This window comes from Alishewanella sp. SMS8 (assembly GCF_030737935.1).
Lineage (GTDB): Bacteria > Pseudomonadota > Gammaproteobacteria > Enterobacterales > Alteromonadaceae > Alishewanella > Alishewanella maricola.
Genome location: NZ_JAPJEA010000001.1, coordinates 112,142 through 139,093, shown reverse-complemented (window position 1 = coordinate 139,093; position 26,952 = coordinate 112,142). Strand labels below are relative to the sequence as shown.

Annotated in this window: 22 protein-coding genes, 7 tRNA genes and 2 pseudogenes; 21 read left to right on the top strand and 10 right to left on the bottom strand. The window is 46.2% G+C overall.

From position 1 onward, the window contains the following. Nucleotides 1-51 precede the first annotated feature (51 nt). The 5 genes and pseudogenes from ORJ01_RS00700 to serS form a co-directional block, all read left to right on the top strand. Nucleotides 52-2,353 (top strand): annotated as a pseudogene (locus tag ORJ01_RS00700) (DNA translocase FtsK 4TM domain-containing protein); the annotation flags it as partial. Nucleotides 2,354-2,382: 29 nt separating this feature from the next. After that, entirely contained in the window at nt 2,383-2,625 is a 243-nt protein-coding gene (locus tag ORJ01_RS16175) for a DNA translocase FtsK (RefSeq protein ID WP_371930714.1), read from the top strand. Further along, nucleotides 2,625-3,329, top strand: a complete 705-nt coding sequence (gene lolA / locus ORJ01_RS00695) for an outer membrane lipoprotein chaperone LolA (RefSeq protein WP_306176600.1) — start codon at nt 2,625-2,627, stop codon at nt 3,327-3,329. Before ORJ01_RS16175 ends, lolA begins: the two co-directional genes overlap by 1 nt. Nucleotides 3,330-3,349: 20 nt before the next feature. Beyond that, nucleotides 3,350-4,678: a replication-associated recombination protein A gene (locus ORJ01_RS00690; RefSeq protein ID WP_306176599.1), complete on the top strand. Its 1,329-nt coding sequence runs from the start codon at nt 3,350-3,352 to the stop codon at nt 4,676-4,678. A 102-nt stretch (nt 4,679-4,780) separates the two neighbouring features. Then, a complete protein-coding gene (gene serS, locus ORJ01_RS00685; protein WP_306176598.1) occupies nt 4,781-6,070 on the top strand; it encodes a serine--tRNA ligase in 1,290 nt (429 codons plus the stop codon). A 9-nt stretch (nt 6,071-6,079) separates the two neighbouring features. On the opposite strand, the gene ORJ01_RS00680 is transcribed toward serS, so the two are convergent. The 5 genes from ORJ01_RS00680 to ORJ01_RS00660 all read right to left on the bottom strand — a co-directional run bounded on the left by ORJ01_RS00680 (nt 6,080) and on the right by ORJ01_RS00660 (nt 8,211). Beyond that, nucleotides 6,080-6,421, bottom strand: coding sequence for a TusE/DsrC/DsvC family sulfur relay protein (locus tag ORJ01_RS00680; protein WP_267867490.1), 342 nt, complete (start codon nt 6,419-6,421; stop codon nt 6,080-6,082). Nucleotides 6,422-6,452: 31 nt separating this feature from the next. Continuing rightward, nucleotides 6,453-6,716: a DsrH/TusB family sulfur metabolism protein gene (locus ORJ01_RS00675; RefSeq protein ID WP_306176597.1), complete on the bottom strand. Its 264-nt coding sequence runs from the start codon at nt 6,714-6,716 to the stop codon at nt 6,453-6,455. A gap of 3 nt (nt 6,717-6,719) precedes the next feature. Further along, nucleotides 6,720-7,076: a sulfurtransferase complex subunit TusC gene (tusC, locus tag ORJ01_RS00670; protein WP_306176596.1), complete on the bottom strand. Its 357-nt coding sequence runs from the start codon at nt 7,074-7,076 to the stop codon at nt 6,720-6,722. Next, nucleotides 7,076-7,450 (bottom strand): DsrE/DsrF/TusD sulfur relay family protein, encoded by a 375-nt coding sequence (locus tag ORJ01_RS00665; protein WP_306176595.1) that lies wholly within the window; start codon nt 7,448-7,450, stop codon nt 7,076-7,078. Before ORJ01_RS00665 ends, tusC begins: the two co-directional genes overlap by 1 nt. A 92-nt stretch (nt 7,451-7,542) precedes the next feature. Further along, nucleotides 7,543-8,211: a Bax inhibitor-1/YccA family protein gene (locus ORJ01_RS00660; RefSeq protein ID WP_226751464.1), complete on the bottom strand. Its 669-nt coding sequence runs from the start codon at nt 8,209-8,211 to the stop codon at nt 7,543-7,545. Between the two features lie 159 nt (nt 8,212-8,370). On the opposite strand from ORJ01_RS00660, the gene ORJ01_RS00655 reads away from it, so the two are divergent. The 9 genes from ORJ01_RS00655 to ORJ01_RS00615 all read left to right on the top strand — a co-directional run bounded on the left by ORJ01_RS00655 (nt 8,371) and on the right by ORJ01_RS00615 (nt 12,731). Beyond that, nucleotides 8,371-8,461: transfer RNA gene (locus tag ORJ01_RS00655), tRNA-Ser, on the top strand. A gap of 228 nt (nt 8,462-8,689) precedes the next feature. After that, nucleotides 8,690-8,780 (top strand) — tRNA-Ser (locus tag ORJ01_RS00650). Nucleotides 8,781-9,112: 332 nt separating this feature from the next. After that, on the top strand, nt 9,113-9,763 hold the full coding sequence (gene uvrY, locus ORJ01_RS00645; protein WP_226751465.1) for a UvrY/SirA/GacA family response regulator transcription factor: 651 nt from the start codon (nt 9,113-9,115) through the stop codon (nt 9,761-9,763). A gap of 11 nt (nt 9,764-9,774) precedes the next feature. Continuing rightward, on the top strand, nt 9,775-11,592 hold the full coding sequence (uvrC, locus tag ORJ01_RS00640; protein WP_306176594.1) for an excinuclease ABC subunit UvrC: 1,818 nt from the start codon (nt 9,775-9,777) through the stop codon (nt 11,590-11,592). A gap of 32 nt (nt 11,593-11,624) precedes the next feature. Then, complete coding sequence (gene pgsA, locus ORJ01_RS00635; RefSeq protein WP_229585985.1) at nt 11,625-12,182, top strand: CDP-diacylglycerol--glycerol-3-phosphate 3-phosphatidyltransferase; 558 nt, start codon at nt 11,625-11,627, stop codon at nt 12,180-12,182. A gap of 142 nt (nt 12,183-12,324) precedes the next feature. Beyond that, nucleotides 12,325-12,400 (top strand) — tRNA-Gly (locus ORJ01_RS00630). Between the two features lie 25 nt (nt 12,401-12,425). Beyond that, nucleotides 12,426-12,499: transfer RNA gene (locus tag ORJ01_RS00625), tRNA-Cys, on the top strand. Between the two features lie 34 nt (nt 12,500-12,533). Beyond that, nucleotides 12,534-12,620: transfer RNA gene (locus tag ORJ01_RS00620), tRNA-Leu, on the top strand. A 35-nt stretch (nt 12,621-12,655) separates the two neighbouring features. Continuing rightward, a tRNA-Gly gene (locus tag ORJ01_RS00615) sits at nt 12,656-12,731 on the top strand. A 174-nt stretch (nt 12,732-12,905) separates the two neighbouring features. Here ORJ01_RS00615 and ORJ01_RS00610 read toward each other — a convergent pair. Beyond that, nucleotides 12,906-14,243 (bottom strand): hypothetical protein, encoded by a 1,338-nt coding sequence (locus ORJ01_RS00610; protein ID WP_306176593.1) that lies wholly within the window; start codon nt 14,241-14,243, stop codon nt 12,906-12,908. Between the two features lie 219 nt (nt 14,244-14,462). Here ORJ01_RS00610 and ORJ01_RS00605 point away from each other — a divergent pair. Then, nucleotides 14,463-14,538, top strand: a tRNA-Gly gene (locus ORJ01_RS00605). A 70-nt stretch (nt 14,539-14,608) separates the two neighbouring features. Here the strand turns inward: ORJ01_RS00605 and ORJ01_RS00600 are convergent. After that, entirely contained in the window at nt 14,609-14,824 is a 216-nt protein-coding gene (locus ORJ01_RS00600) for a hypothetical protein (protein ID WP_306176592.1), read from the bottom strand. 464 nt (nt 14,825-15,288) lie between these two features. On the opposite strand from ORJ01_RS00600, the gene ORJ01_RS00595 reads away from it, so the two are divergent. The 3 genes from ORJ01_RS00595 to ORJ01_RS00585 are packed head-to-tail and all read left to right on the top strand — an operon-like array spanning nt 15,289 to nt 18,177. Then, nucleotides 15,289-16,413, top strand: a complete 1,125-nt coding sequence (locus ORJ01_RS00595; RefSeq protein ID WP_306176591.1) for an NAD(P) transhydrogenase subunit alpha — start codon at nt 15,289-15,291, stop codon at nt 16,411-16,413. Nucleotides 16,414-16,434: 21 nt separating this feature from the next. Then, a complete protein-coding gene (locus ORJ01_RS00590) occupies nt 16,435-16,755 on the top strand; it encodes an NAD(P) transhydrogenase subunit alpha (protein ID WP_226751470.1) in 321 nt (106 codons plus the stop codon). A 3-nt stretch (nt 16,756-16,758) separates the two neighbouring features. Then, nucleotides 16,759-18,177, top strand: coding sequence for an NAD(P)(+) transhydrogenase (Re/Si-specific) subunit beta (locus ORJ01_RS00585; protein ID WP_306176590.1), 1,419 nt, complete (start codon nt 16,759-16,761; stop codon nt 18,175-18,177). Nucleotides 18,178-18,336: 159 nt separating this feature from the next. Here the strand turns inward: ORJ01_RS00585 and ORJ01_RS00580 are convergent, their stop codons facing one another. Continuing rightward, a complete protein-coding gene (locus tag ORJ01_RS00580; protein ID WP_306176589.1) occupies nt 18,337-18,507 on the bottom strand; it encodes a hypothetical protein in 171 nt (56 codons plus the stop codon). Between the two features lie 269 nt (nt 18,508-18,776). Between ORJ01_RS00580 and ORJ01_RS00575 the strand changes: the two genes are divergently transcribed. Next, nucleotides 18,777-19,856 (top strand): AI-2E family transporter, encoded by a 1,080-nt coding sequence (locus ORJ01_RS00575; protein ID WP_306176588.1) that lies wholly within the window; start codon nt 18,777-18,779, stop codon nt 19,854-19,856. Nucleotides 19,857-20,167: 311 nt separating this feature from the next. On the opposite strand, the gene ORJ01_RS00570 is transcribed toward ORJ01_RS00575, so the two are convergent. After that, on the bottom strand, nt 20,168-22,105 hold the full coding sequence (locus tag ORJ01_RS00570) for an exoribonuclease II (RefSeq protein ID WP_306176587.1): 1,938 nt from the start codon (nt 22,103-22,105) through the stop codon (nt 20,168-20,170). Nucleotides 22,106-22,336: 231 nt separating this feature from the next. Between ORJ01_RS00570 and ORJ01_RS00565 the strand changes: the two genes are divergently transcribed. Further along, the gene (locus ORJ01_RS00565; RefSeq protein ID WP_306176586.1) at nt 22,337-25,048 is read left to right on the top strand and encodes a bifunctional diguanylate cyclase/phosphodiesterase; all 2,712 of its coding nucleotides are present in this window, start codon (nt 22,337-22,339) and stop codon (nt 25,046-25,048) included. Between the two features lie 69 nt (nt 25,049-25,117). Here the strand turns inward: ORJ01_RS00565 and ORJ01_RS00560 are convergent. Then, a pseudogene (locus tag ORJ01_RS00560) lies at nt 25,118-25,837 on the bottom strand (pseudouridine synthase); the annotation flags it as partial. A 133-nt stretch (nt 25,838-25,970) separates the two neighbouring features. Between ORJ01_RS00560 and ORJ01_RS00555 the strand changes: the two are divergent. Then, nucleotides 25,971-26,936, top strand: coding sequence for an aldo/keto reductase family oxidoreductase (locus ORJ01_RS00555; protein WP_306176585.1), 966 nt, complete (start codon nt 25,971-25,973; stop codon nt 26,934-26,936). The last annotated feature ends 16 nt before the right edge of the window (nt 26,937-26,952 follow it).

Here is a 26,952-nt window from a genome sequence, read left to right as displayed (position 1 = left end):
AGCGCTAGTGGCAATTCATGGTATGAAACCGGCGTTGCGTAGCCAAGTGTGATGACGAATTTAGGGGCCTTTCTTTTGCAAAGCAAAGTGTTTTTCACGTTAAATGGGGTACAGCGATTATTAGAAGTGGGGCTGATTGTTTTTTCTGGCCTGGCACTTTTTATGTTGCTGTCACTGTTGTCTTTTGACCCAGCCGATCCGAGCTGGTCACAAACAGGCTATCATCAACAAATTAATAATTATGCTGGGCGCAGTGGCGCTTGGTTAGCCGATGTGTTGTTGGTCAGTTTTGGCTGGGTAGCCTATTTGCTGCCTTTTGTGGTGGCGTTAACCGGTTATCTGTTGTTTAAGCGCTACCATGACTTATTACAACTCGATTATTTAATTCTAGGCTTACGTTTATTTGGTGTGTTGTTGACACTGTGTGCGGCAACAGCCATTAGCAGCATGAATTTCAATGATATTTATTATTTCTCTTCCGGTGGCGTGTTAGGCGATCGGATCAGCGGTAATTTGCTGCCGTATTTTAATTTTATTGGCACCAGCCTGTTATTACTGTGCGCCTTTGCCACCGGCTTGACTTTATTAACCGGTATTTCTTGGCTAACCGTGGCGGATTATTTAGGCGCACAATGTTTTGCCCTGTTTAATCTTGTGCTGAATTTTCCTCAATTCTTGGCCGAGCGGCGAGCGGCTAATGCCGAGCGCAAAGCTGAACTGGAACCAGAAGAAGAGCTCGCACCACCTACCAAAGCCATCGCCAAACGCGCGCGTATAACTCGGATGCCTGAGCCGATTGACGATGATATTGATTTTAGCGAGCCGCCAGAAAGTGTCGATCCGCATTTCTCTTTTAGTGACGATGATGTGCCAGCCATTAAACGCAAAGAGCCGCTGCCAATTCGGCCATTGAATGAACGAACTGAAAGCAAAGCCTATTACAGTGTTGACACCTTGGCGGATGATCAATTGTCTTTTAGTGCGGTGGATGAGCCCTTTGATGCAGAGCATGTTACTAGCACCTTCAAATATATGCAGCAAGAGGAAGAACTGGATCCGTTGATGCAGTTCCCGCCAGACGAGGATGACACGGTTGATGACAGTGAAGAAGTCGCGCACTCGCTGGAAGAGTTACCGTCTTTAGCCTTATTGGATCGCCCCGATAAAGCGATTAATCCGATTGACCCCGCCGATTTAGAGCGTGTGTCGCGCTTAGTTGAAGCCAAGCTATTAGATTTTAATGTTGAAGCGCAAGTGGTCGGTGTTCACCCTGGCCCAGTCGTCACCCGTTTTGAATTAGACTTAGCCCCTGGGGTTAAAGTGAGTAAAATTACGGGTTTAGCCAAAGATTTAGCACGCTCATTATCCGCAATCAGTGTCCGTGTTGTGGAAGTTATCCCAGGTAAAAGCTTTATCGGTTTAGAGTTACCGAACCAGCATCGGGAAATTGTGCGTTTATCTGAAGTAATTGGTGATGAGATTTTCACGGAGTCCAAATCAGCGCTTACCATGGTATTAGGCAAAGATATCGCTGGTAAATCAGTGGTGGCCGACTTAGCCAAAATGCCGCATTTGTTAGTGGCCGGTACAACCGGTTCGGGTAAATCAGTAGGGGTTAACGTGATGATTTGTAGTTTATTATACAAATCGACCCCTGATGATGTGCGCTTCTTGATGATTGATCCCAAAATGTTGGAACTGTCGATTTACGAAGGTATTCCGCATTTATTAACCGAAGTGGTTACCGACATGAAAGACGCCGCCAATGGCCTGCGTTGGTGTGTGGGTGAAATGGAACGTCGCTATAAATTAATGTCAGCTTTAGGTGTGCGTAACTTAAAAGGCTACAACCTTAAAGTTAAAGAAGCGGCTGCCGAAGGCGAGCCACTGAAAGATCCGCTATGGAAACCCTCTGATGATATGCGCACTGAAGCGCCATTATTAGAGAAATTACCGGCTATTGTTGTGGTAATCGATGAATTCGCCGACATGATGATGATCGTCGGTAAAAAAGTGGAAGAGCTGATTGCACGTATTGCGCAAAAAGCCCGAGCCGCGGGGATCCATTTAATCCTGGCGACGCAGCGTCCTTCTGTGGATGTGATCACCGGCTTAATTAAAGCCAATATTCCTACGCGAATAGCCTTTCAGGTGTCGTCAAAAATTGACTCGCGTACCATTCTGGATCAGCAAGGGGCCGAAAGCTTATTAGGGCAGGGCGATATGTTGTATTTACCGCCTGGCTCTGGTGTGCCAACACGGGTGCATGGTGCTTTTGTTGATGATCATGAAGTTCATGCGGTGGTTGCAGATTGGAAAAAACGCGGTAAACCTCAATATATTGCTGAAATTTTAAGTGGCGAAACAACCGAAGAAAACCTCTTGCCTGGTGAAACTCTCGAAACGGAAGACGGCGAATCGGATCCTTTATATGATCAGGCGGTTGCCTTCGTTATCGAATCGCGTCGAGCTTCTGTTTCTGGCGTACAGCGCAAGTTTCGGATCGGTTATAACCGTGCTGCACGTTTAGTAGAACAAATGGAAAGTAGTGGCGTTGTCAGTGCGCCGGGACACAATGGTAATCGCGAAGTCGTGGTACCTGCGCCAAATAATAGAGGGTATTAATGAAAAAAAGTGCAGTGGTCGTTTTGCTCTTAACCAGTTTAAACGCAGCAGGGTTAACCTCTACGTTATCAGCGCAAACGGTAGAAGTCGTGGCACGACCTGATTTTGCGCCACATATGCAGGCATTACGGCAACAGCGCATGGCGAGCGAAGATGCCAGTCAGCCCTTGATGCAGCAACTGGCGAAAATTAAGAGTTTTTCCGCAGATTATCAACAGCGAGTTTATGATATTCAGCAGCAATTGTTGCAAGAAGGTCAGGGCAAGTTGGCGTTAAAACAACATGCGCGTTTTCGTTTTGAAAGTGAAACGCCAGAGCAATCATTGTTAGTCAGTGATGGTAAAACTTTGTGGTTTTACAACGAGTTGCTTGAACAAGTCAGTATTTATGATGCCAACAGTGAAGTGGGACAAACGCCTTTTGCACTGCTCACCTCAACGGATAAAGCGTTATGGCAGCAGTATCAAGTCACGCAGCAGCAACAGAGCTTTTTTATACATCCTCTCGATGCCGGTAATCCGGTGCAGCAACTGATGTTGACCTTTAAAGATGACCAGTTAGTTGAAATGCAAGTTATTGATATCAACCAACAACAAAGCGTTTATTTGTTTAGTAAGATCAAGGTTAATAGCAGTATTGCCGATAAGCTGTTTACTTTTACCGTGAGCAAAAATTTAGATGTTGATGATCAACGTCAGCGTTAATTTCTACAGTTGCTTGCCTGATGAGTAGCTTACCTTTCGATTTTAATGACAACTTGATGCCGTTGGCCGCGCGAATGCGGCCACGTACATTAGAGCATTATGTTGGGCAGCAGCATATCGTGGCGCCGGGTACACCGCTTTATCAAGCGATCCTTGCTGGACGCGTTTTTTCGTTGATCTTGTGGGGGCCGCCAGGCACCGGTAAAACCACCCTGGCTGAAATTATTGCCAGTCATGCCAAGGCTAGCATGCAGCGACTTTCTGCGGTAACTGCCGGTGTGAAAGAGATCCGTGACGCCATTAGCGAAGCGAAATTACGCCAGCAGCAGTATCAACAGCGCACCTTATTGTTTGTTGATGAAGTACATCGTTTTAACAAAGCCCAGCAAGACGCTTTTTTACCCTTTATCGAAGATGGCACTATTATCTTCATCGGTGCGACCACCGAAAACCCCGCCTTTGCGTTAAATAACGCTGTATTATCTCGCACTCGGGTGTGCGTGTTAAAACCGTTAACCGATGCAGATTTAAAGACGGTATTAACACGTACCTTGCACAGTCACCCTGAGGGATTGGCTGCGCTTAAACTCAGCTTAAGCCCTGCTGCTGAGCAGCTATTAATTCAATTAAGTGCCGGCGATGCGCGGCGTTTATTAAACATTTTAGAGCAATTAGCTGAGCTGGTGCAGAATGCCACCATCAGTGTGGAGCAAGTACGGCAAATTGTGCCGCAACAATTACCGGGTTTTGATCGTGAAGGTGAATTATTTTACGACCTGATTTCTGCTTTTCATAAATCCGTACGCGGCTCCGATCCGGATGCCGCCTTGTATTGGTATTGCCGTATTTTGGCCGGTGGCGGCGATCCACTTTACGTTGCCAGACGTTTGCTGGCCATTGCCAGTGAAGATATTGGTAATGCCGATCCTCGCGCGCTGACCTTGGCTAAGGATGCTTGGGATACCTTTCAGCGGGTGGGGCCAGCCGAGGGAGAGCGGGCTATCGCACAAGCCGCGGTGTATTTAGCGCTAGCACCAAAAAGTAATGCGGTTTATCAAGCCTTCAATGACATGAAGCAGGTAGTGGCTAGCCAAAGAGATTATCCCGTGCCGCTACACCTGCGTAACGCGCCCACTCAGTTACAAAAACAATTGGGGCATGGGGCGGAGTATCGCTATGCCCATAACGAACCTGGTGCCTATGCGGCGGGCGAGCGCTATTTACCTGCAGAGCTTTGGGGAGAACAATTTTATCACCCCTCTGATCGTGGCATGGAAAAACAATTGGCAGAAAAGCTACGCTATTTACGTGAATTAGACGCCAACAGTAAAAACAAGCGTCAGCCTTGAGGAAAATCAAGGAAAAGCATTTCAATTTGCCGCGACGCTGGTTAATATTCTGACCTATTCGATTAATTGCCACCCTCGGGTTGGCCACAAGAAGTTATTACTATGTTAGATCCAAAATTTCTTCGCGCTGAGCTAGCGCAAACTGCCGAACGTTTAGCAACGCGTGGTTTAACGCTAGATGTTGCCACCTTAACTGCTTTGGAAGAACAACGTCGCGAATTGCAGATGCAAACGCAAGATCTGCAAAGCTTACGTAACACTAAATCAAAAGGCATTGGTCAAGCTAAAGGCCGCGGTGAAGACATTACGCCACTGTTAGCTGAAGTGGATGGTTTAGGCGCACAATTAGATGCAGCCAAGTTACGTTTGGATGCGGTGTTAGCCGAATTAGACAAAATTGCCTTAAGTTTGCCAAATTTACCGGATGCATCCGTACCGATCGGCGCCGATGAGCAAGCCAATGTTGAAGTACGACGTGTCGGTGAGCCGGCAACATTTGCTTTTCCGGTCAAAGATCATGTGGCCTTAGGTGAGGCCTATGCTGAAGGCTTAGATTTTGAAAGTGCCGTAAAACTTTCAGGCTCGCGCTTTGTGGTGATGAAAGGGCAAATGGCCAAACTGCATCGTGCTTTAGCGCAATTTATGTTAGATGTGCATACTGAACAGCATGCCTACACCGAGTTGTACGTGCCTTATTTAGTGAATCACGACAGTTTATATGGCACCGGCCAGTTACCCAAATTCAGTGCCGATTTATTTCATACTCAACCGGCGACCGAGGAAGGTCAAGGTATGGCGTTGATCCCTACAGCAGAAGTACCGGTGACCAACTTGGCGCGTGACAGCATTGTCGATGTAAACGAGTTACCGATTAAATATACGGCGCATACCCCTTGTTTTCGTAGTGAAGCCGGCTCATATGGTCGTGATACGCGAGGCCTGATCCGCCAACACCAATTTGATAAAGTAGAATTGGTGCAGTTGGTACATCCTGAACTATCAATGGCCGCATTAGAAGAGCTGACGGGCCATGCCGAGAAAATCTTACAACTGCTCGGCTTACCGTATCGGGTCATGCTGCTTTGTACTGGCGATATGGGTTTTGGTGCCTGTAAAACCTATGATTTAGAAGTGTGGTTACCGGCGCAAAATACTTATCGTGAAATTTCGTCTTGCTCAAACATGGGCGATTTCCAAGCTCGTCGCATGCAAGCACGTTTCCGTTCAGCCGAAGGTAAAAAGCCCGAGTTGCTGCATACTTTAAATGGCTCAGGTTTAGCGGTAGGTCGCACCTTGGTAGCGATATTAGAAAACTATCAACAAGCCGACGGCTCAGTGGCTATTCCTGCCGTGTTACAGCCTTATATGGGGGGTAAAACGCACCTGCGTTAAACCGACTTGTTATAAGCACTTGGCTGGTTTGGGTAAACCGGCTAGCCGAGTGGCTTGTTTAGCAGGGCCTTCAGGAAACAACATAAATAAATATTTACTACTGCCTTTCTCAGGGCCAAATTTGGCTGCCATGGCTTTGACTAACATCCGCACTGCGGGTGAGGTATTAAATTCCTGATAAAACTCTCGCACAAAGCGGATCACCTCCCAGTGCGCCTCGGTTAAGGTTATCTGCTCTAATTCTGCAAAACGCTCTGCTACCGACGGCTGCCAATCAGACATCTGCGCTAAATAACCGTGTTTGTCTAATGCGAGCTGCTGATCGCCTACTGTCAAAAATGTCATGCTCATACTGAGGTTCGATCCTTAATAAAACTTGGCGTTATCGCCATAAGATGCTTTTATTCGCGGCTGCCGTTAATTGCACCCATTCTTGTGTGTTGATCAGCTGAATATGTGCTGGCTTGGCCAGATTGCGCCATGCTAGATCACTCGATAAAGCCAGCACCCGACACGTAAAAGGTAATGACGGCTGTAATACTAGGTAAACGGCATCTTGGCGTAAAAGTACAGTATCAGCTGGGGTACAGAGCTGGGCTAATTCGGTTAAATCTGCTGCGGGGTTAATAAGATTAAACAGTATCATGGCTTAGCACCTTATTACCTGATCGGCCGCGCGTATCAGGGCGGTTATGGCTGTCGGCGTAATAGTTTGAAATCCGGGAGGCAGCGGCAAAGCGGTCAGACCGCGTTGTGTTAATGCTTGCTGGCAGACGAAGCACTGTTCAATGTCGTATAAACCAAATAAACCAAAACTTTTATACACCGGCTTGATGGGAGGTGCTTTTAACTCAGCAGGGCTTACTAATTGAAATACGGCATCCGCCATAAAGACGACACTGAGCTGATAATCCACGGCGGCTAAAGCCAAGGTTAAATCGAGCGCTTCACGAGCGCGGGCTTGATTAAACGGCGACTGCGTTTGCAGTATCAGGATATGTTGCATCAGAATTGCACCAATTTACTGTTGGCCAAACGCATAGCAAACTCGGCCAAGCCAGCTGCTTGAAAAAGGCTATCATTCGCTGCTTGCACACCGCGTTTCTCTGCCGCGGTAATGCAATATAACAAAGGCAGCTGTTGCTGCTGACAAAATTTGGCTAATTCCGCTGCCAAACTACGTTCATCTGTGGGTAAGTCGATCGTCGCTGCGGCTGCGAATACGGCATCTTCATATAAAAACACCTGCTCAATGCTGTAGCCTGCGGCTAAAGCCGCTTTGGCAAATTGCAAAGCACTATCAAAGCTTTGAGAAGCAAAGGGGTTTTGAGTCAACAATAAACTAAAATGAGCCACGGTAGTTTCTCTTAATAACGGCATTAGTGCACTGGGCACAGCACAGTAGGGCGCGGCTAAAAAAATACCCCGCTTAGCGGGGTATTTTAACTAAATTACGACTGAGCAGCAAAAGCTTAGTCGTCACCACCCATAATGCCTAATAAGCTTAACAGGTGCACAAAGATGTTGAACACGTTTAGGTATAACGAAACGGTTGCACGGATATAATTTGTTTCACCACCGTTGATGATACGGCTGGTATCAAACAAGATTAAACCTGACATAATCAAAATAACCACGGCACTGATGGTTAGGCTTAACGCTGGGATAGCTAAAAATATATTTGCTAAAGCAGCAACCAACACCACGATTAAACCAATCATTAAGAAACCGCCCATAAAAGAGAAGTCTTTACGTGTGGTTAAAACATAAGCCGATAAACTAAAGAAGATCAGCGCAGTACCGGCTAAGGCTTGCATAATTAACGCTGGGCCATTGGCTAAGCCAGCATACATTGACAACATTGGGCCAAGTGACGCGCCCATGGCGCCTGCAAAACCAAATACCCAGAAAATGCCGCTAGCAGAGTCTGCTTTTTTGTTAACAACAAATAGCATAATAAAGCCTGCGATCATGCAGACTAAAGAAGCCATCGGCGAAATGTTCATGGCCATGGCGGTAACGGCGGTTACCGCGCTAAAGGCTAAGGTTAAACCTAGCAAAAAGTAGGTGTTGCGCAATACCTTGTTGATTTCAACACCATGACTGAGTGTGTTGATATTACTGGTTTCTCTGTATGACATAAATGTCTCCTATTACCGAGTTTTGTAAAGTTACTGAGTGCATAATACTGTTAAAGTTCCGTTATAACTAGAGCTGGCTGCACGAAAAAACGGCAGTTAGAATTATTTTAAATTTTTTGCTTTATTTTCCAGAGCAAAGTGATTAGTATACGCAGCGCTGGAGGGATGGCAGAGCGGTTTAATGCACCGGTCTTGAAAACCGGCGTAGGTTAATAGCCTACCGAGAGTTCGAATCTCTCTCCCTCCGCCATTATTCTAAAAAGCCACCCTAGGGTGGCTTTTTGCTTTCTTACGTTGCAGTTTAACGTTAGGTTCAACATCACGCTGTTGCAAACCTGAATAAGCTGCGACGACAATATAGCGTTAGGTTTGTAACGTTTGCCCGCCATTTGCTGAAATTGTCGGCAGTTAGTTTAGCGAAGTAAAATTAACGCTTTACAAAGTGCAGCCAAGTTTTTAATATGCCGTTCTGTAACGCGGAGGGGTGGCAGAGCGGTTTAATGCACCGGTCTTGAAAACCGGCGTAGGTTAATAGCCTACCGAGAGTTCGAATCTCTCCCCCTCCGCCACGCAACTTCCTATACCTGTCTAGCTAAATACCTCATTATTTTTTCATTTAACTACACTCGCTAAATAAACTTAATCGCTATATAGTAGTTTTTGCGCTAAAAGCCTTTGATTTCGCTTGTTAATTTGCACCGATTTTAGAAACATTTAATGGTTTGCAGATGCAACGCTTTCTGGCACACTAAGCAGCTGCTTTGCTGGTCATTGTTAATTTGACGCAAAGCGATGACACCGTAGTTAGCTCTTAAGCGGTTAACTGGAAAATTAATATAGCGCCTAGCTGTGGACAAATCCGCCAGCTACAGGTGATAACCCGCATAACGGAGAAGCCAAGTTGATTAACGTGCTGTTAGTTGATGATCACGAGCTTGTTCGGACTGGTATAAGTCGCATACTAATGGATGAGCGCGGTATCAAGGTGATAGGCGAGGCCAGCTCCGGCGAAGAAGCCTTACAGTTTTGTCGTCAAAACGAACCTGATGTCGTGTTGATGGACATGAATATGCCCGGTATGGGTGGCATGACCGCGACCAAGCGCATTCTGCATTATTGCCCAGATGTTAAAGTATTGGCCTTATCTATTTCTTGTGAAGAGCCGGTACCGACTAAAGTGATGCAATTAGGTGCCGCCGGTTTTATCTCAAAAAATACGCCACCCAAAGAAATGGTAATGGCGATTAAAAAAGTGTATTCCGGTGTGCGACATATCTCTGATGAAGTGGCGCAAAAAATGGCCTTGGCTAAGGTCAATAATTTGCAACCTAATCCTTTTGAAGGGTTATCTGATCGTGAATTACAAATCATGATGATGATCACCCGTGGTCAAAAGGTAACCGATATCGCTGATCAGTTAAATGTCAGTGCAAAAACGGTAAATTCATATCGTTATCGCATGTTTGAAAAACTGGCGATTAATGGTGATGTTGAACTTACTCATCTAGCGTTTCGACATGGCATGATAGATATCGCTAAGATTGCGCATTAACAAGTCCTATTATGTTTGATTCAAAAGCGTTTTTGGCCACAGTGCCGCAACAACCTGGCGTGTATCGCATGTTTAACCAGGGCGGCATTGTTATTTATGTGGGTAAAGCAAAAGATCTGAAGAAAAGGCTAAGTAGCTATTTTCGAACCACGGTCGACAGTGTGAAAACCCGTGCCTTGGTTGGGCAAATTGCGAGTATCGAATTCACTCTGACGCACAGTGAAACCGAAGCACTGATTTTAGAAAACAACCTGATAAAACAGTACTTACCCAAATACAATATTTTACTGCGTGATGATAAGTCTTATCCGTATATCTTATTAACTTCTCATCGTCATCCGCGGATTAGTTCACATCGCGGCCCGCGAAAAGTGGTGGGCCAGTATTTTGGGCCTTACCCGAATGCTGGTGCGGTGTGGCAAAGTTTAAAAAGTTTGCAGAAAATTTTCCCGATCCGTCAATGCGAAGATGGTTTCTACCGTGCTCGCACTCGGCCCTGTTTGCAATATCAATTAAAGCTGTGCAGTGCGCCCTGCGTGGGTAAAATTAGCGATGAAGATTACGCAGAGCAAGTGCGTTTAGCGGCGCTATTTTTAGCCGGTAAAAACCAACAAGTTATTGATGATTTAGTGCAGAAAATGGCTGCAGCCAGTGAGAGCTGGCAATTTGAAGCTGCCGCTGCATTTCGCGATCAAATTAGTGCCTTGCGCAAAGTGCAAGAACAGCAATATGTGAGCGGTGATCATGAAGAGCTTGATGCCATCGGCTTTAGCTTGCATGGTCAAACCGCGGTAGTGCATGTGCTGTTTATTCGTGATCGGAAAATTCTCGGTAGCAAATCCTATTATCCGAAAGTGCCGTTGGATATGAGTGCGGCCGAGGTATTATCTGCTTTTATTCTACAATTTTATCTCAATGGTCACAGCGAACAGCAGATCCCTAAAGAGATCGTGTTACCGATGGCACTTGAAAATGCGGATAGTTTAGCCGAAGCGATAAGTAATATTGCTGAGTTCAAAGTGCGGTTAACTGCCGCTAAACGCGGCGAGAAAGCCCAGTATTTGAGTTTAGCGCAGAAAAATGCGCAAATTGCCTTAGACAGCAGGCAGTCATTAACGCAAAAAATGCGGGTACGCTATCAAGCATTACAACAATTATTACAATTACCAGATGATATTGGCCGTATGGAATGTTTTGATATTAGTCATACCATGGGGCAGGCCACCATCGCATCTTGCGTGGTGTTTGATGGTGAAGGCCCTTACAAGCAAGAATACCGCCGTTACAATGTCACCGGTATCACCGGGGGGGACGATTATGCCGCGATGCGCTTTGCGTTAGATAAGCGCTACAGCAAGCTAAGCGAAGTCAGTAAAATCCCTGATATTATTTTTATCGATGGTGGTATCGGGCAACTGAACATCGCACTGGAACAATTTAGCGCTTGGCCACATGCGAAAAAGCCCTTACTGATTGGTGTGGCTAAAGGCGTCAGTCGTAAAGCGGGCTTAGAAACCTTAATTTTGTGGGATAGTGGGCGGAGTATTAACTTACCGGAAGATAGCCCCGCCTTGCATTTGATCCAGCAGATCCGTGATGAGGCGCACCGTTTTGCGATAACCGGTCATCGAAATAAACGCGGTAAAGCTTTATTAAAAAGTCCGCTTGAAAACATTTCAGGTATTGGTGAAAAACGCCGGCAAGCCTTGTTACAATACTTAGGTGGCTTACAAGGTGTATTAAAAGCATCCGTTACTGAACTGTGTTCTGTGCCTGGAATTTCAAAACAACAAGCAGAAAAGATTTACCAAGCCTGTCAGAACAAGTAGCATTAAGGCATTAAGTGCCTGAGAACTCTGTTATGTGGAATATTCCCAACCTGTTAACGCTGTTTCGTTTACTGCTCATCCCAGTATTTATCTATTTTTTCTACTCTGGTTTGGAAAATGCCCGTTTTTGGTCTGCTCTGGTGTTTTGCTTAGCGGCAATTACCGATGCGTTAGACGGCTATTTAGCCAGAAAACTGGAGCAATTTACCCCGTTCGGTGCTTTTTTAGATCCGGTCGCCGATAAGGTGATGGTGGCCACCGCTTTGGTATTAGTTGCCGTAGACATTAAAACCCTCTGGGTGATCATTCCTACTATTATTATTATTAGTCGTGAAATCTTTATTTCGGCGTTACGTGAATGGATGGCAAGCCTAGGCAAACGCGCGAATGTTGCGGTATCGAATTTAGGCAAATACAAAACTATTGCGCAAATGTTAGCGTTAATCGCTTTAATTTGGCAGCCAACATTAAGCTTATTGAGCTGGTTTACACCCGTTGGTATGTTAATGTTGTACATTGCAACTATCCTAACTGTGTGGTCGATGTATGAATATTTGCGTTCAGCTTGGGCGGATTTGTCAACAGTGTAGCCAAGTCGCTTTAATTGTCAGCAAGTCAGTTACTTTTTAAGCAAACAGACATAAAACTAAAAATTTAATATTGACGGATTTATTTAAAACAGTAGAATGCGTCACGTGTTAAGGCAGATGGCCACGAAACGGTCATAGCAACGCGAGTTTAGCTCAGCTGGTAGAGCGCGACCTTGCCAAGGTCGAGGTCACGAGTTCGAATCTCGTAACTCGCTCCAATTCTTTAGAGTTGGTAGCAACAGTGGCGGGTTGGCAGAGTGGCCATGCAGCGGATTGCAAATCCGTCCACCTCGGTTCGACTCCGGGACCCGCCTCCACAACATGCTGTTTTAATACGTTTGAAAGTTGTCTGCCCGGGTGGTGAAATCGGTAGACACAAGGGATTTAAAATCCCTCGAGGGAAACCTCGTGCCGGTTCAAGTCCGGCCCCGGGCACCATTTAATATTGACCAGCAATATTAAAGCAATACATTGCGAGTTTAGCTCAGCTGGTAGAGCGCGACCTTGCCAAGGTCGAGGTCACGAGTTCGAATCTCGTAACTCGCTCCAGATTAAAAAAAAAGCCGCTTTTAAAGCGGCTTTTTTGCATCTGTGGTATCGCTTTTAGCATAGCCTTCCTTACTAGGTTCTGAAGCACTTTCACGTTATTCAGTTCTATCTTAGAATCTAATATCTCATACTTACCCATAGTAGGTTGGAACGATTAGCTTAAACAGCAGTGCTTCAATCTACTTTAGGTGCTGAGCCTGACGATACGAGTAATTGACGTTGTAGTTGATAATGAAAAACCGGCACATCAGCTGCACATTCTGCGGGCCCTGTTGTGTTACAAAGCGTGGTGCGGTTAAGGAGTAGAACACCTCGAGTATCGGGTTGAGGCGTAAAGCCGGCAATCACCTCCTGAAATTCTGCGCCATCAAGCAGCATACAATCTTGGCTCTGATCAGCTTGGCAAGGCGCTTGTGAGTAATGCACTGCTATTAACCGCGTGTCGCCAGCTACCGCAGGGATTAGATGCTCGGGATAGCTTAGCCCTGCTATGACACAACGCTTGCCAAGGCCAGGTCTGATCTTAGATAAAGACTTATCAATACGAGGCTCTCCCCCCGAGGCTAAGCAGCTACCCTCAAAGCTATTTTTGCTACTGTGATTCTCATCTAAGGCTCTATTGGGCCCAAAAACCATTATGATTAAAAGCAGCAAACTGGATAAGATTGTTAGTGGGTGCTTTTTTAGTCGTTTGTGAAGGAACGTCAATAGGTCGCTTAGTATTTTTGCGGCGACAGTCTTGAGGCTTTGTCTAAAGCGATACTTCGCGATCAGTTCAAAGTCGTCGATATCAGCAGTATAGTCAGGTAATACCACAGCAAACTGATCGCGCAGAGTGATATGTGCATTACGGAAAATAAGATTAGGTGGCACGGTGTTAGAAGATGACCAGAGTGTTTTAAAAACTACTAGATTGCCAATTAATCCTTCAACATAGCGATGAAAGGGGCAAAGCATTATCGGTGTGTTAGGTAACTTTTGTGCTTGGTAAGTAAGATACTCGTAAACCTCGATTCTGTTTATGTCCATTTCTTTATCGCTGACATACATAGTCGTAATGTGGCTATCAACCGCAAATGCTTCTGCGCGGGTCAGCTGGCGAATTTCTTCTGTATAGCATCCAAAACGTAGCAACTTAAGCTCGCCGTGTTCAGCCACGGCAACAAAATCACTCTCTTCATCATCACTATATGAGGAAAGTACTTGAGTGTTAAACATTTGACTAAGAAATATCGCCTCATGCAAGATTTCTCTGTAAATTTGAAAAGAGTCAAATTTGTTGGGGTGTTCAGCTAAAAATGCTTCAAATTCTGGGCAAATAATGTCGGGTATTTTGATAAGGCTATCATAATGCGCGCCGAGACTGGGTGGTGCGCCTTCAGGTGCGAAGGCATCAAGAAACCATGCGGATTTATCTTTTACATGGTACAAACGCCAGCTTGTTGTACTCATTTCCCGCAGCAAGCTTATCTCGGGTTTATCTTTAAAAACCGTTAGGCGTTGTCGCCACATGGCGGTTACTCCAGTTCGCGGAATATTTCAGGCTAATTGGTTAAAAGTAGAGAGTTAGCCAGAATTCGTCAATCTGTACGCAGAGCAATTTATGCTCTGTGCTACCTTGGTTCTGCGCATCAGAATGGATTTATAATCCCTCGAGGGAAACCTCGTGCCGGTTCAAGTCCGGCCCCGGGCACCATTTAATATTGACCAGCAATATTAAAGCAATACATTGCGAGTTTAGCTCAGCTGGTAGAGCGCGACCTTGCCAAGGTCGAGGTCACGAGTTCGAATCTCGTAACTCGCTCCAAATTCAAAAAAAACCGCTTATCTAAGCGGTTTTTTTGTATCCGAAATATCGCCTTTTATATTAAGGCGTTTTAACGTTTACCTTCCAAAATTCGTACTATTTCTCTGCTGTGTTCAAATAATTCAATGATGGTGCCTTCAATTTGGATAGTGATAATGCCATCAGCATTCGGTCTTTTTAATACCGTACTACGACGATAATAATCATCATGTAAAAACTGACCAGCCGATAGTTTTTTTTGCCAACCCGGTGGTAAAGGTTGACCTTTTTCTAATTTTTTTTCCAAGCCCGGTGGTAAGCCTTTTTCGTGCTCGGGTTGGCCATAGTCGAATGACTTAACAGTAAGGTAGAGATGGATAAGGCGAACATTAACGTTTTCATTTGAATGTACCTTTCAACGTGTGAACTTTATTTATAACACCCCGTGCTTAACGCTACATTAACCACTGTCGCGGCTGTTTCGTGTTTGTTTGTCGAATGAGGGATAAACAAAAGGGTTGTTAAGCTGTTATTTGATTAAATATAACTGAACATCTGATGCTAAGTGCTGAGTGACATGGCAAGGATTTCAGCGAACAACCGCGACATACATTCGTATCCTGTTGGCGTTTTTAGGCAACGAGGTTGTTGAGTTTTGCAGCGTTATGACAAAAGATAACCTAAACCTCAAAAACTTTTAATGCTGAAACACCGGTAAGTTTCTAAGTAAAGACTATACTCCTCAGACAGTTATCATTAGGAGTAAAGGATATGCCGATAAAGGTTGCCGTGTTGTTTGAGCGCAGGCCGCATGAGAAACGGGTCGCGATGGTGCCTGCAGTGGCGGATAAGCTCGCGAAACTGGGTTGCAGTATCAGTATGCTAAGCGGGGCGGGTTTAGCCAGTAAGCTGCCAGACACGGCCTTCAGTGCTGTGACTTTTGCCCAGAGTGAACAAGCATTACTCGCGGATGCAGCTATTGTGTTAGCGGTGCAAGCGCCCAGCGCTGAACTCATTACCTTGCTGCAACCCGGCACGATCTTAATTAGTTTTATTTATCCCCATAAAGAAGCGGCATTAACCCGCTTATTACGTGATAAACAGATCACCTGTTTCGCCATGGAACAAGTACCGCGCATTAGCCGCGCCCAAGCTATGGATGCATTATCTTCACAAGCTGCACTCGCCGGTTATTATGCCGCCTTAATGGGCGCGACTAAGCTTTCCCGTATTTTACCGATGATGACCACTGCGGTTGGCTCTATTCGCCCGGCACGCTGTTTAGTGATGGGGCTTGGGGTTGCCGGTTTGCAAGCGTTGGCCACCGCTAGACGCTTAGGTGCGATAACCGAAGGTTATGACGTTAGGCCTGAAACCAAAGAGCAGGCCGAATCTTTAGGGGCTAAATTTGTGGATACCGGCGTTGATGCTCGCGGTGAAGGCGGTTATGCCCGAGAATTAGCTGCAGCAGAAAAAGACAAGATTGCTGCGGTCGTCACCAAACATATTCAACAAGCCGATATTGTGATCACCACTGCAGCCATTCCGGGGCGACCTTCGCCCAAATTGATCAGTAAAGCGCAAGTTGATGGCATGAAACTGGGCGCCGTAATCATTGACCTTGCAGCCGAGGGCGGCGGTAATTGCGAATACAGCGTGCCGGGTGAAACCGTACTGCAAGGTCAAATTACTATCGCGGCCCCTTTAAATGTCCCCTCGATGTTGGCGGAGCATGCTTCTGAGTTGTACGCCAAAAACGTACTGAATTTACTGCAACTGTTTATTGTTGACGGTGAAATCGCCCTGAACTGGGAAGATGAAGTGTTAGCCAAAACGGTACTGACGCACGCGGGCGAGATCAAACCCGCTGCGATTAAAACCGCACTAGAACAATAAATACAGGCTTTGGGAGTTTTTATGGAATACAGCACCACTATTTTAACGGGCTTTGTCGCCTTATACATTTTTATGCTGGCTGCCTTTACCGGCTTTGAAATTATCGGCCGTGTACCGGCTATTTTGCATACGCCGTTAATGTCTGGCTCGAATTTTATTCATGGCATCGTGGTAGTGGGGGCGCTCTGGGCATTACTTAATGCGAGTTCATTACCTGAGCAGATTATTGGTTTTTTAGGCGTGTTATTGGGGGCCGGCAATGCTGCGGGCGGTTATGTCGTCACAGAGCGTATGCTGCAGATGTTTAAACCCTCAAGTAAAAGCCCTAAAGCCAAGGAGTAACACATGAATGCAGCTTTGTTGATTGATGCCAGTTATTTCGTTGCGGCGTTTTTGTTTATCTATGGTTTAAAGCGCATGTCATCACCCTTAACGGCACGCTCAGGCATTGTGGTAGCCGGTGCCGGTATGGTGTTAGCGGTGTTGGCGAGCTTTCTCTACACGTTAGACGTGAACGAAGCCGCAAAACCGCATTTAAGTACCAACTTAACCTTGGCATTCCTCGCGCTGGCGATCGGTTTAGGCTGGGCTTGGCGCAGTGGTAAAAAAGTGGCCATGACCGAAATGCCACAAATGGTGGCGCTTTATAATGGCATGGGCGGCGGTGCAGCAGCGGCCATTGCTGCTATTGAGCTAATTGGCTATAAAACGCACGGCAGTATTTCACTGAGCCTAGCGGTGCTGGGTGGGGTGATTGGTGCGGTGTCGTTGTCCGGCTCATTAATTGCCTGGGCAAAACTCGATGGACGAATTAATGGCACCTTGCGTTTTAGCGCGCTACAGCTGGTCAACGGCAGTTTGTTGCTAGTGTTGTTAGCCATGGGTGCTTATATCGTTTGGCAGGGCGGTGCGGTCAGCATGCCGGTGTTTGCGGTGTTTTTTGCCTTAGCGCTGGTTTACGGTGTGATGATGACCATGCCTATTGGCGGTGCCGACATGCCTGTCGTAATCTCACTGTACAACGCCTTTACTGGCTTAGCGGTTGGCTTTGAAGGCTATGTGCTGAATAACCCAGCGTTGATGATTGCCGGTATGGTGGTTGGCTCTGCTGGCTCTTTATTAACCTTATTAATGGCTAAAGCGATGAATCGCTCTGTGGCTAATGTGCTATTTTCAAACTTCGGGGCAGCGGGCGATGAAGAACAAGGCGAAATGGCGGGTAGCCAAAAACCGATTGATGCAGGCGATGCCGGTATCAATATGCGGTATGCCACTAAAGTGATTATTGCCCCAGGCTACGGTTTAGCGGTGGCACAAGCACAACATAAATTGTATGAATTAGTGAAGTTACTGCAAGACGCCGATGTGGAAGTGAAATTTGCCATTCATCCGGTAGCGGGCCGTATGCCCGGACACATGAACGTGTTACTGGCAGAAGCCGGTGTGCCTTATGACATTATTTATGATATGGAAGACATTAATAATGAGTTTAAAGATGCGGATGTCGCCATCGTGATCGGCGCTAACGATACGGTCAATCCTGCCGCGCGCAGTAACAAAAGCTCACCGATTTACGGTATGCCTATTTTGAACGTCGACATGGCTAAGCAGGTGTATGTAGTGAAGCGTGGTCAGGGTAAAGGGTATTCTGGTGTTGAAAACGCGTTGTTTTATGCCGATAACACGCAAATGGTGTACGGTGATGCGCAAAAGGTCATGGTGTCGATGATCCAAGCTATTAAGTCTTTAGGTGGCGGTCATTAAACGCTGCTGACATTACACTGGGTTACTGATAGCGATGCCAGTTGTTTAATGTAAAGAACAAGCATCCACCGCTTAGGTGGGTGCCTTTTGGTCATTAAAGCCGCAACAAGTTGTTATTTTGACAGCGGCAGGGTAAGGGATTAACGAGCGCGCAGCAGGCTAAGACTTGGGTATCAGCTTGTTGCTGAACAAGCCCAACCAAAACCCCAATTCTAATACCATGCCTAGCACCACAAAAATTACTGTGCCACTCGAAAAACCATAGCCATAGCAGATCAAAGCAGCGAGCAATAAGCCGATAATCATTAAGGTTCTGTAGAGAGTTTTCATTCATTCTCGCTCTTGCAATAGTGTTGCTGTTTAACTTTAGAGGCTAGGTGTGTTTTCGTCAAATGGACAGCTGTTGCCCCTTATTTTGGGACGTGAAGAGGGGGAAGTTGCACCGTCGCGCGACAAGTCGCAAAACTTTAGTCGCAAGCAGCTGCTTGTCAGTGCTATTTCACCCGTAAAGCAGTAAAGTAGCGCCATTATTGTGGCTAGGATCAAGGCTGCATTTCTAGGTGTCGTCAGCCCCTTGCGGGCAGTCAAAGGTGGTAAGCATGGCACAAATTTTTAGTAATGAAGCGATCAGTCGCGTTTTGCTGTTGTTGATTTTAGCCTCAGGGGTGTTTTTCTTTATTGGTTTTTTGGTGCCAGTATTAGCCGCGCTGATTATCTGCTTTGCCAGCTGGCCGCTTTATCAAAAATTGGTGCAGCGCTGCGCTGAAAACGTGATCTTAGCGGCATCACTGGCGTTAACGATGATAGTGTTAGGGTTAGTGGTGCCTTTAACATTGGTGTTTTCTTTTGCGCTGCAAGAAGCCAAAACCTGGCTGCAATGGCTGGTGCATGCCAACCAATTTGGTGAGCCGGTACCGGCATGGTTAGCTGCCTTGCCCTTAGCGGGAGAGTGGTTAGCAGAGTTATGGCAGGCGCACCTTAGTGCGCCTAATCAGTTGGGGCAATTTATCAGTGTGGTCACGGGAGAACATCTTGGTGGTATTTCCCGTACCATTTTAACCATGGGCTGGCATACCGCAGGGTTTTTACTGTCACTGTTGTTTATGTTGATTACGCTGTTTTTTTTGTATAAAGACGGCGATAAATTAGCGCTGCAATTAGATACCGTGGGCGAGGGTATTTTGCCACAGCGTTGGCAGCGTTTTTCGCGGGTGGTACCGGCTACCGTAACCTCAACCGTGCTGGGGATGTCAATTATTGCCGTGGGTGAAGGCGTGGTACTGGGCGTTGCTTACTGGGTGGCAGGGGTGCCTTCGCCGGTCGCTTTTGGTGTGTTAACGGGCTTTATGGCGCTGGTGCCCGGTGGCGCACCGCTGGCCTTTAGTTTGATTTCGTTATACCTCGTTGGCACCGGTGCTACCACCGCAGGGATTGGCTTATTTTTATGGGGCAGTATCGAGCTATTTATTGTCGATAAAACCATTCGGCCAACCTTGGTGGGAGGGCGAATTAAACTGCCGTTTTTACCCACATTTTTTGGTTTAATTGGTGGCGTGAAAACGATGGGTTTAGTGGGGTTATTTATTGGCCCGGTATTAATGGCATTGTTGGTGGCGATTTGGCGCGAATGGATCCGCGATGAAACCCAAAAAGCTCAAGCAGAAGAGCGTAATAACTAGGGCTTGTTGACGCTTGCTGGTTGTTTTTGCAGCTGAGTGGCTGGTATTTATACAAGGCAGAGCTTGTGCCGTGTAGTTATTCTACATAAACAAGCGATAACGCAGTAGAAATGCCAGCCACACGCTGCCCGAAGGGTTCGTCTGGCGATGCTTTGCTCTTTGTCTCTCGTCGTTTATTTAGAATAACTAAATTACACTCCTCGTTTCGCGATCAAAACATCGCCAAACGAACAAAATCTAAACAGCAAACGTCAACAGGCCCTGATCTAAATGAGCCTTTGGGCCCGTTAGCAAATCAGCTGACGGGCGCTTTACTCTGCGCTTTGCAAAGGTTTGACTAAAATATTACCAGGTTCATTCAGCTCATGTAACTGCACCTGCAGTTGCTGGCCTAACTCGTACAAGGCTTGCTCGGCAAGATAGCAACGGCCTTCTTCCCAATTTAATTTAACCGTTTCGCTACCCTGAGCAATTAAGCTGGCAGGAATAAAGGCCGCCGCGCCGTTTTCTAATAAACGCACACGGATCCCCGCTCGGTTAATATCAAATATCTCAGCGGTAAATGCTTGAGCTGCACCGAGTTGCGGCTGTAGATACAGATGATACAACCAATCGGCGATATCCCGTTCGGCTTTGCGCTGTACTTTGCGTTGATCGGCCAGATGTTGCGTCAGCTGTTCGGGGATCTCCGGCGCAGGCTGTTGCTGTAAAATGGCTTTTAACAAACGTTGATTGACCAGATCGCCATATTTACGGATTGGTGAAGTCCAGGTTGCATATTGCGTTAAGCCCATACCAAAATGCGGTGCAGGCGTAATACTCATGCCAGCATAGGCTTGAAAACGACGTAAACGGCTTTCTAAATAGCGCGTATCTTGTTGCGTTAACCAGCGACGTAATTGGCAATAACCGCTCAATTCAGCCAGTTCCTCGTGTGCAACGGGTGCGGTATGCTGTTGCAGTAATTCAGCCAGTGCGCTGAGTTTGTTGCTGTCAAAGCCTTGATGCACGTTAAATAAACCAAAGCCCAAACGATTGGCCAGTAAATCACCACAGGCTTGGTTAGCGGCGATCATCGCCTCTTCTACCATTTGATTAGCGATGCGCCGATGTTCGGTATGAATATGCACCACTTGACCGGCTTCATCTAATTCAAAGCGGTAATCCGGTTTATCTTGAAACACAATGGCGTGTTGCTGACGCCATTGTTGTCTGGCTTGCGTTAATAACTGCAGTTGCTGTAATTGCTCGGCCATGTCGCTATTATCGGGTTGCCAATCACCTTGTTGTTCTAAAAAGTCGGAAACCTGCTGATAATTAAGTCGCGCCTGCGAGCAAATCCAGGCCAACGTAAACTCAGCCGGGCTTTGCAAAGCACCGTCTGTTGTAACGTGCATCGTGGCGACAATGGCTGGGCGCTTCACCCCTTGTTGTAGCGAGCATAAATCATCTGCGAGTTCGCGCGGTAACATGGGGATATTACGCCCAGGCAAATAGGTGGTAAAAGCCCGTTGCTGTGCTTGTTGATCTAAGGTAGAGCCGGCGGCTATGTAAGCGTCTGGATCGGCAACAGCAACTTGTAATTGCCAGCCATCAGCCTCGGCTCGAACACTGATCGCATCGTCCATATCTTGAGTTGAGGCGTTATCAATTGTCAAAAACGGTATCGTAGTAAAGTCTGTACGAGGCTGAGTGTCTAGTAACGGCCATTGCTGAAGAGCAACTGGCGCTCTTTTCGGTAATTCGTGTCGTGCTAACACAACCCACCAAGGCGCTTCTGGATCATCGGCTTTTGCCACTAACTCGGTAATTGTCACAATAAAACTCTCAGCGCTAAGCGCATGCTGGCTTAGCGTAGCAATAACCCAATCACCATTTTGTAACTCAGCGGCATTAATGCCCTCAGCTACTGTCGCTTTAAAAGCGTCTCGTAACAGTGGGTTGGCGGCCTCTACACTGAGTTTGTTTTTTTGACGTTTAATCTGGCCGACAAAACTGCTTATGGCACTTTCTAACAATGCTTCAGGTTCAGCTTGGCTTTTTTCGCCTTCGGTGCGGATCACTGCGCGGATACGATCACCATGCAGTACCTTTTTCATTTGGGGTGGCGCGATAAAAACACTTTCTTTGTCGCTGATTTCTAAAAAGCCGTAGCTTTTTGCTGTTGCGCGAACGATACCTTCTTTTGTAGGTAACGTTTCTTTAAGTTGTTGTTTTAATTGAGCCAAAAGCGGATTGTTTTGCAGCATAAATAAGAACCTAAGAAATTAACCGCGCCACTATACGGTGTTAGGGCGCAGAAGCCAAGTTAAGCCCAAGCTATAGGCATCATTATGGCAGTGCTTTTGCGGGTTAACGGGTTAAATCTTTAGCATATCCATAAATATCCTTGTTGCACCCTGTCAGGCACTGTGGTTACATGTGCTACACGTGTTTTATAGGCTAAACTCATATGCCTATGCAGTTAAATGGTGTTAAGAGTGCCAGAAACTTGGAAAGTAAACGATAGTATAAGCCGTGCTTCGGCTGCCGTATTTTATCTGCTGACTGCCGGCTTTTACACTATTATTGCGTTATTAGGACTGGTCGAGCACCTGTTTTTAGCTAAGCTTATTCTGCCTTTACTGTCATTTAATTTAGTTCTCGCCACCGCTTTAGCCAGCTTGGGGTTAACCGCTTTACTCTTCAACCGCCGCAAACTGCAAATATTCTGCAGCCTATTGATATTAAGTTTTATCAGTTATCTGTGGTTAGCTACTCATCGAGGCCAGCTGCAAGACTTAAGTGGTATGCCATTATCCTTGTTGTCAGTGCTGCTATTGTTAGCGGCGGCGATATTAGTCTGTTCGCATACGACGCGTGTTGGCCATTATCTTTGGCGTATTATGGCTTTCATTTGTCTTGTGTATGGCTGCTACGCGCAGCTAAGCTTGTGGTTTCCGCAACTGCCTTGGCAAAATACCACGCCCTTTAGCTCATCTTTATTACCCATTATGCTGATTATGGTCGGGATTTCGCTTTGGCTAAAACAGCATTTTCAGTTGCAGGTCACCCGGCCATTAAGCCATAGCGCTATTGCTGCTATGTTAATGTTTCAAGCCGGATATGGCATCTGGTTTGCCCTAAGCGTGTTTGATGTGCGCTATGAAACACACTTAGCCGAGCAAAAAGTGACTCGGGTGGTCAGCCAAGTACAAGCCCAGTTAGCGTTTTCTGAAGAATTATTTCAGCGTGCTCGTACAAGATGGCAGCGAGTTAATCCTGCTGAACGTTTACAATTTATCACAGAAGATCTGTCTGCCATTACGGCTGCCTACGATGTGGTCTATGGTGCTGTCATTTTTGATCAGCAACAGCAAGCCGTGTTAATGACGGGTAAAGCCGCTTCGTTTCAAGAACAAGGTTTGTTTAGTAGCGAGGGTACTCGGTCGTGGCTGTTTTCTGGCTCGGATCAGGAAGCCATGGCCATCAATCGTGCTTCGTTAGACAGTGATTTACCCATTATGATGTTGCGCTTGGCTTTGCCTGTTACAGACGCTTCGCCAGAATTTTTACTGGTGCTGATTAATTTACAACAAGCGTTATTAGTCGATAACTCTGTGGGCGCGGCAAAAATTCAAATTTACCTGGAAGTATTACCCCAGTTGCTGTTTACCGCTGATGCCAGTGGCTTTAAGCGGGCGACCTTACCTGATTTACAACGCCGTTATCCGTATCATCAACAAATTCAACCCGATCAAGCTAATTGGGGTAGTATTCCTTTTTATGTTTTTATTACCGATCTCACCGAGTTGCAAGCGCGCAGTCGATTACATCAAATCATATTATGGGTATCGCTACTGTTCTGCTGCACCTTTATTTTAGCTGCTGATCGCACGCGTTTGTTGCGCCACGAAAAAGTGAAACTGTCGACCCTCGCTAAGTTTGATGATATTACCGGCTTATTGCGCCGCGATGCCTTTTATCAAGCAGTCGAGCAGGTTGTGATCCGTGAAAAGACGGCACCCGAAGTGATTATATTTATTGATTTAGACGGTTTTAAACCGATAAACGACAGTTTTGGGCATGATGTTGGCGATAAATTGCTCTCAGAAATGGCGCTGCGTATCCGTTTACTTTGTGGAGAACAGGCTTTATTAGCGCGTTTTAGTGGTGATGAGTTTTTAGTGTACTTACCTGAATCTCCCTTTGAGGCCACTGAACAGTTAGCGAATGCGTTGTTACGCGCTTTATCTCAACCTAGCGCAGTGACCGGGTTTGATGTGTATTTGTCAGCCAGTATTGGTATTGTGCAAAATCAAGAAGCCCATTGCAGCTCGCAATTATTAACCCAGCTTGCAGATGTGGCGATGAGTAATGCCAAACAGGCAGGGGGAAATACTTACCGTTTTTATCAAGATACCATGGCTGATAACTACCGCAATATTGTGGCTATGCGTAACAAGTTACAAGCGGCCCTCGATGCAGAGCAATTACAGGTGTACTACCAGCCGGTGATGGAGTTCAGTACAGGTAAAACCGTTGCTATTGAAAGTTTAGTGCGTTGGCAGCATCAGGGGAGCTTTATCTCGCCTGTTTCTTTTATCCCGATTGCTGAACAAACCGGACAAATCATTCAAATAGGCGAACAAGTCATGAAGATGGTGCTGCGTGATCTGGTTGAAAATCCGGGTTTAGCCAAACTTAGCGTGGCGATTAATGTGTCAGCACAGCAGCTTAGGCGTTATGATTTTGTACAATTCTTAGACGCAGTATTAGCAGAATATCAGATTGACCCTGCGCGAATTTGTATTGAGTTGACCGAAAGTGCTTTATTAGAGGAGCAAGGCCATACGCTGGCGCTGCCTAATCAGATTAAAGCCTTAGGCTGTCAGCTAGCCATTGATGATTTTGGTACCGGCTATTCTAGTTTGTCTTATCTTTATCGGTTGCCGGCAGATATTGTGAAATTAGATCGCTCCTTTACCCGTGATCTTACCCACGATCTTAAGCAACGTAAAATTGTTGAAATGTTGGTCAGTACCTGCAATCAAATTGGTAAAACCGTGGTAATTGAAGGTGTCGAAACCGCAGAAATGAGTGAATTGTGTCAACAACTCGGTTGTGATCGGGCGCAAGGTTATTATTATGCGCGGCCGATGCCGTTAGCAGAGTTACTGACGTTTTTAAATCGCCCTGCAGAGCAGGGCTAGGTATACAAGAATATGACCGTTGCTGCTGCTCGGTTATTCTTCGTGATCATGCTGGGCGCTAGCGGCCACTTTGCTGGAATCTTGAACCAGTTGGTCCAGCATTTTAATTTCGATCGGATCGAGTAAGCGCCATTTGCCGGGTTTAAGCTCGGCTAAACGAATATGCATAATGCGGATGCGTTTTAGCTTAACCACTTCATAGCCTAAAAACTCTGCCATACGGCGAATTTGCCGATTGAGCCCCTGCGTTAAAATGATCTTAAACGTATTACGTGAGATCTGGGTCACCTGACAGGGAAGGGTAACCGTGCCTAAAATAGGCACTCCCTGTGACATTTTCTTAATAAAGTAATCTGATATCGGTTTATTCACGCTGACCACGTACTCTTTCTCATGGGCATTGCCGGCACGCAATACTTTATTGACGATATCACCGTCATTCGTTAAAAAGATTAAACCTTCAGAGGGTTTGTCTAAGCGGCCAATCGGGAAGATCCGCTCGGGGTACTTCACCGCATCAATAATATTGCCGGCAATATGCCGCTCGGTGGTACAGGTAATGCCTACCGGCTTATGATAAGCCAGATAAACCCGTTTGGGTTTTTCCTTTAAGGGTTGCCCCTTAATTAAAACAGTGTCAGCATAAGATACTTTCAGGCCCATTTCTGCCAGTTGACCATTTACGGTGACATCACCGGCAGCAATGTGGGCATCGGCCTGACGGCGCGAGCAAAAACCGGTATCACTGATAAATTTATTTAAACGGTATAAGGTAGCTTCTTCGGTCATAGCGTTGTCAGTAAACAGTATTAAAAGTTATCTAGCGCGCTAGTGTAAGTGTCTGGCTTGGTTTGTACAAGGTTTTCACCGCCGCGCGTTCAGCTTGATTTAGCATAAGCCTTCAATTAATTGAGAATTCAGCATGACATTACCAATACATGACATTTTACCGCAAGCCAGCCGCATCAGTATGGGGTGTATGGGATTAGGCGGTGGTTGGAATGAAACCGAGGTAAGCCTCGCGGCTGAGCAGCAGGCCTTTGCCGTAATAGAGACCGCACTGGAGAATGGTATTAATTTCTTCGACCATGCGGATATTTATAGTCATGGTAAAGCTGAAACGGTGTTTGGTCGTTATTTAAACGCCCATCCTCAGCAACGGGAGCAACTGTATATTCAGTCTAAATGCGCTATTCGCTTACCGCAGACGGGACAAGTGGGGTTATACGATTGTTCTAAAACCGCTATTTTGCGCGCTGTTGAAGAATCGTTACAACGTTTACAAACTGAGTATCTCGATCTGCTGTTACTACATCGGCCGGATCCTTTATGTCAACCTGAAGAAGTAGCTGAAGCTTTTAACCAGTTACAACAGCAAGGTAAGGTAAGACACTTTGGTGTATCGAATATGGGCTGGGCACAATTGCAACTGTTGCAGCAAGCCGTGACACAGCCGCTACGTGCGAATCAGTTAGAAATGAGTTTAGCCGCGCACAATTGGCTGGAAGAGGGCGTGATGGTAGGAATGCCTGCTGCGGCAAATAGACACTTTGGTTATGGCACCATTGAATACTGTCAGTTACATAAAATTCAAATTCAAAGCTGGGGAAGCCTAGCACAAGGGCGGTTTAGCGTCGGTTATCCTGGGCAGACGGAAGCAGAAAATGCGGTCTGTCAGCTACTGCAACAATTTGCAGCAGAATATCAATGCAGTACTGAAGCGATTATCCTCGCTTGGTTGATGCGCCATCCGGCACAGGTACAGCCGGTGATCGGCACCACCAATTTACAGCGCATTCGTGCTTGTGCCGAAGCGAGCCGTATTTTATTAAATCGCGAGCACTGGTATCAATTATATATTGCGGCTCGCGGCGAACGATTGCCTTAACAGCCTAAAGTTGCAT

Coding starts and splice junctions, on each gene's coding strand:
- lolA (WP_306176600.1), top strand. CDS start 2,625: ATGAAAAAAAGTGCAGTGGTCGTTTTGCTCTTAACCAGTTTAAACGCA.
- ORJ01_RS00690 (WP_306176599.1), top strand. CDS start 3,350: ATGAGTAGCTTACCTTTCGATTTTAATGACAACTTGATGCCGTTGGCC.
- serS (WP_306176598.1), top strand. CDS start 4,781: ATGTTAGATCCAAAATTTCTTCGCGCTGAGCTAGCGCAAACTGCCGAA.
- ORJ01_RS00680 (WP_267867490.1), bottom strand. CDS start 6,421: ATGAGCATGACATTTTTGACAGTAGGCGATCAGCAGCTCGCATTAGAC.
- ORJ01_RS00675 (WP_306176597.1), bottom strand. CDS start 6,716: ATGATACTGTTTAATCTTATTAACCCCGCAGCAGATTTAACCGAATTA.
- tusC (WP_306176596.1), bottom strand. CDS start 7,076: ATGCAACATATCCTGATACTGCAAACGCAGTCGCCGTTTAATCAAGCC.
- ORJ01_RS00665 (WP_306176595.1), bottom strand. CDS start 7,450: ATGCCGTTATTAAGAGAAACTACCGTGGCTCATTTTAGTTTATTGTTG.
- ORJ01_RS00660 (WP_226751464.1), bottom strand. CDS start 8,211: ATGTCATACAGAGAAACCAGTAATATCAACACACTCAGTCATGGTGTT.
- uvrC (WP_306176594.1), top strand. CDS start 9,775: ATGTTTGATTCAAAAGCGTTTTTGGCCACAGTGCCGCAACAACCTGGC.
- pgsA (WP_229585985.1), top strand. CDS start 11,625: ATGTGGAATATTCCCAACCTGTTAACGCTGTTTCGTTTACTGCTCATC.
- ORJ01_RS00610 (WP_306176593.1), bottom strand. CDS start 14,243: ATGTGGCGACAACGCCTAACGGTTTTTAAAGATAAACCCGAGATAAGC.
- ORJ01_RS00595 (WP_306176591.1), top strand. CDS start 15,289: ATGCCGATAAAGGTTGCCGTGTTGTTTGAGCGCAGGCCGCATGAGAAA.
- ORJ01_RS00590 (WP_226751470.1), top strand. CDS start 16,435: ATGGAATACAGCACCACTATTTTAACGGGCTTTGTCGCCTTATACATT.
- ORJ01_RS00585 (WP_306176590.1), top strand. CDS start 16,759: ATGAATGCAGCTTTGTTGATTGATGCCAGTTATTTCGTTGCGGCGTTT.
- ORJ01_RS00580 (WP_306176589.1), bottom strand. CDS start 18,507: ATGAAAACTCTCTACAGAACCTTAATGATTATCGGCTTATTGCTCGCT.
- ORJ01_RS00575 (WP_306176588.1), top strand. CDS start 18,777: ATGGCACAAATTTTTAGTAATGAAGCGATCAGTCGCGTTTTGCTGTTG.
- ORJ01_RS00570 (WP_306176587.1), bottom strand. CDS start 22,105: ATGCTGCAAAACAATCCGCTTTTGGCTCAATTAAAACAACAACTTAAA.
- ORJ01_RS00555 (WP_306176585.1), top strand. CDS start 25,971: ATGACATTACCAATACATGACATTTTACCGCAAGCCAGCCGCATCAGT.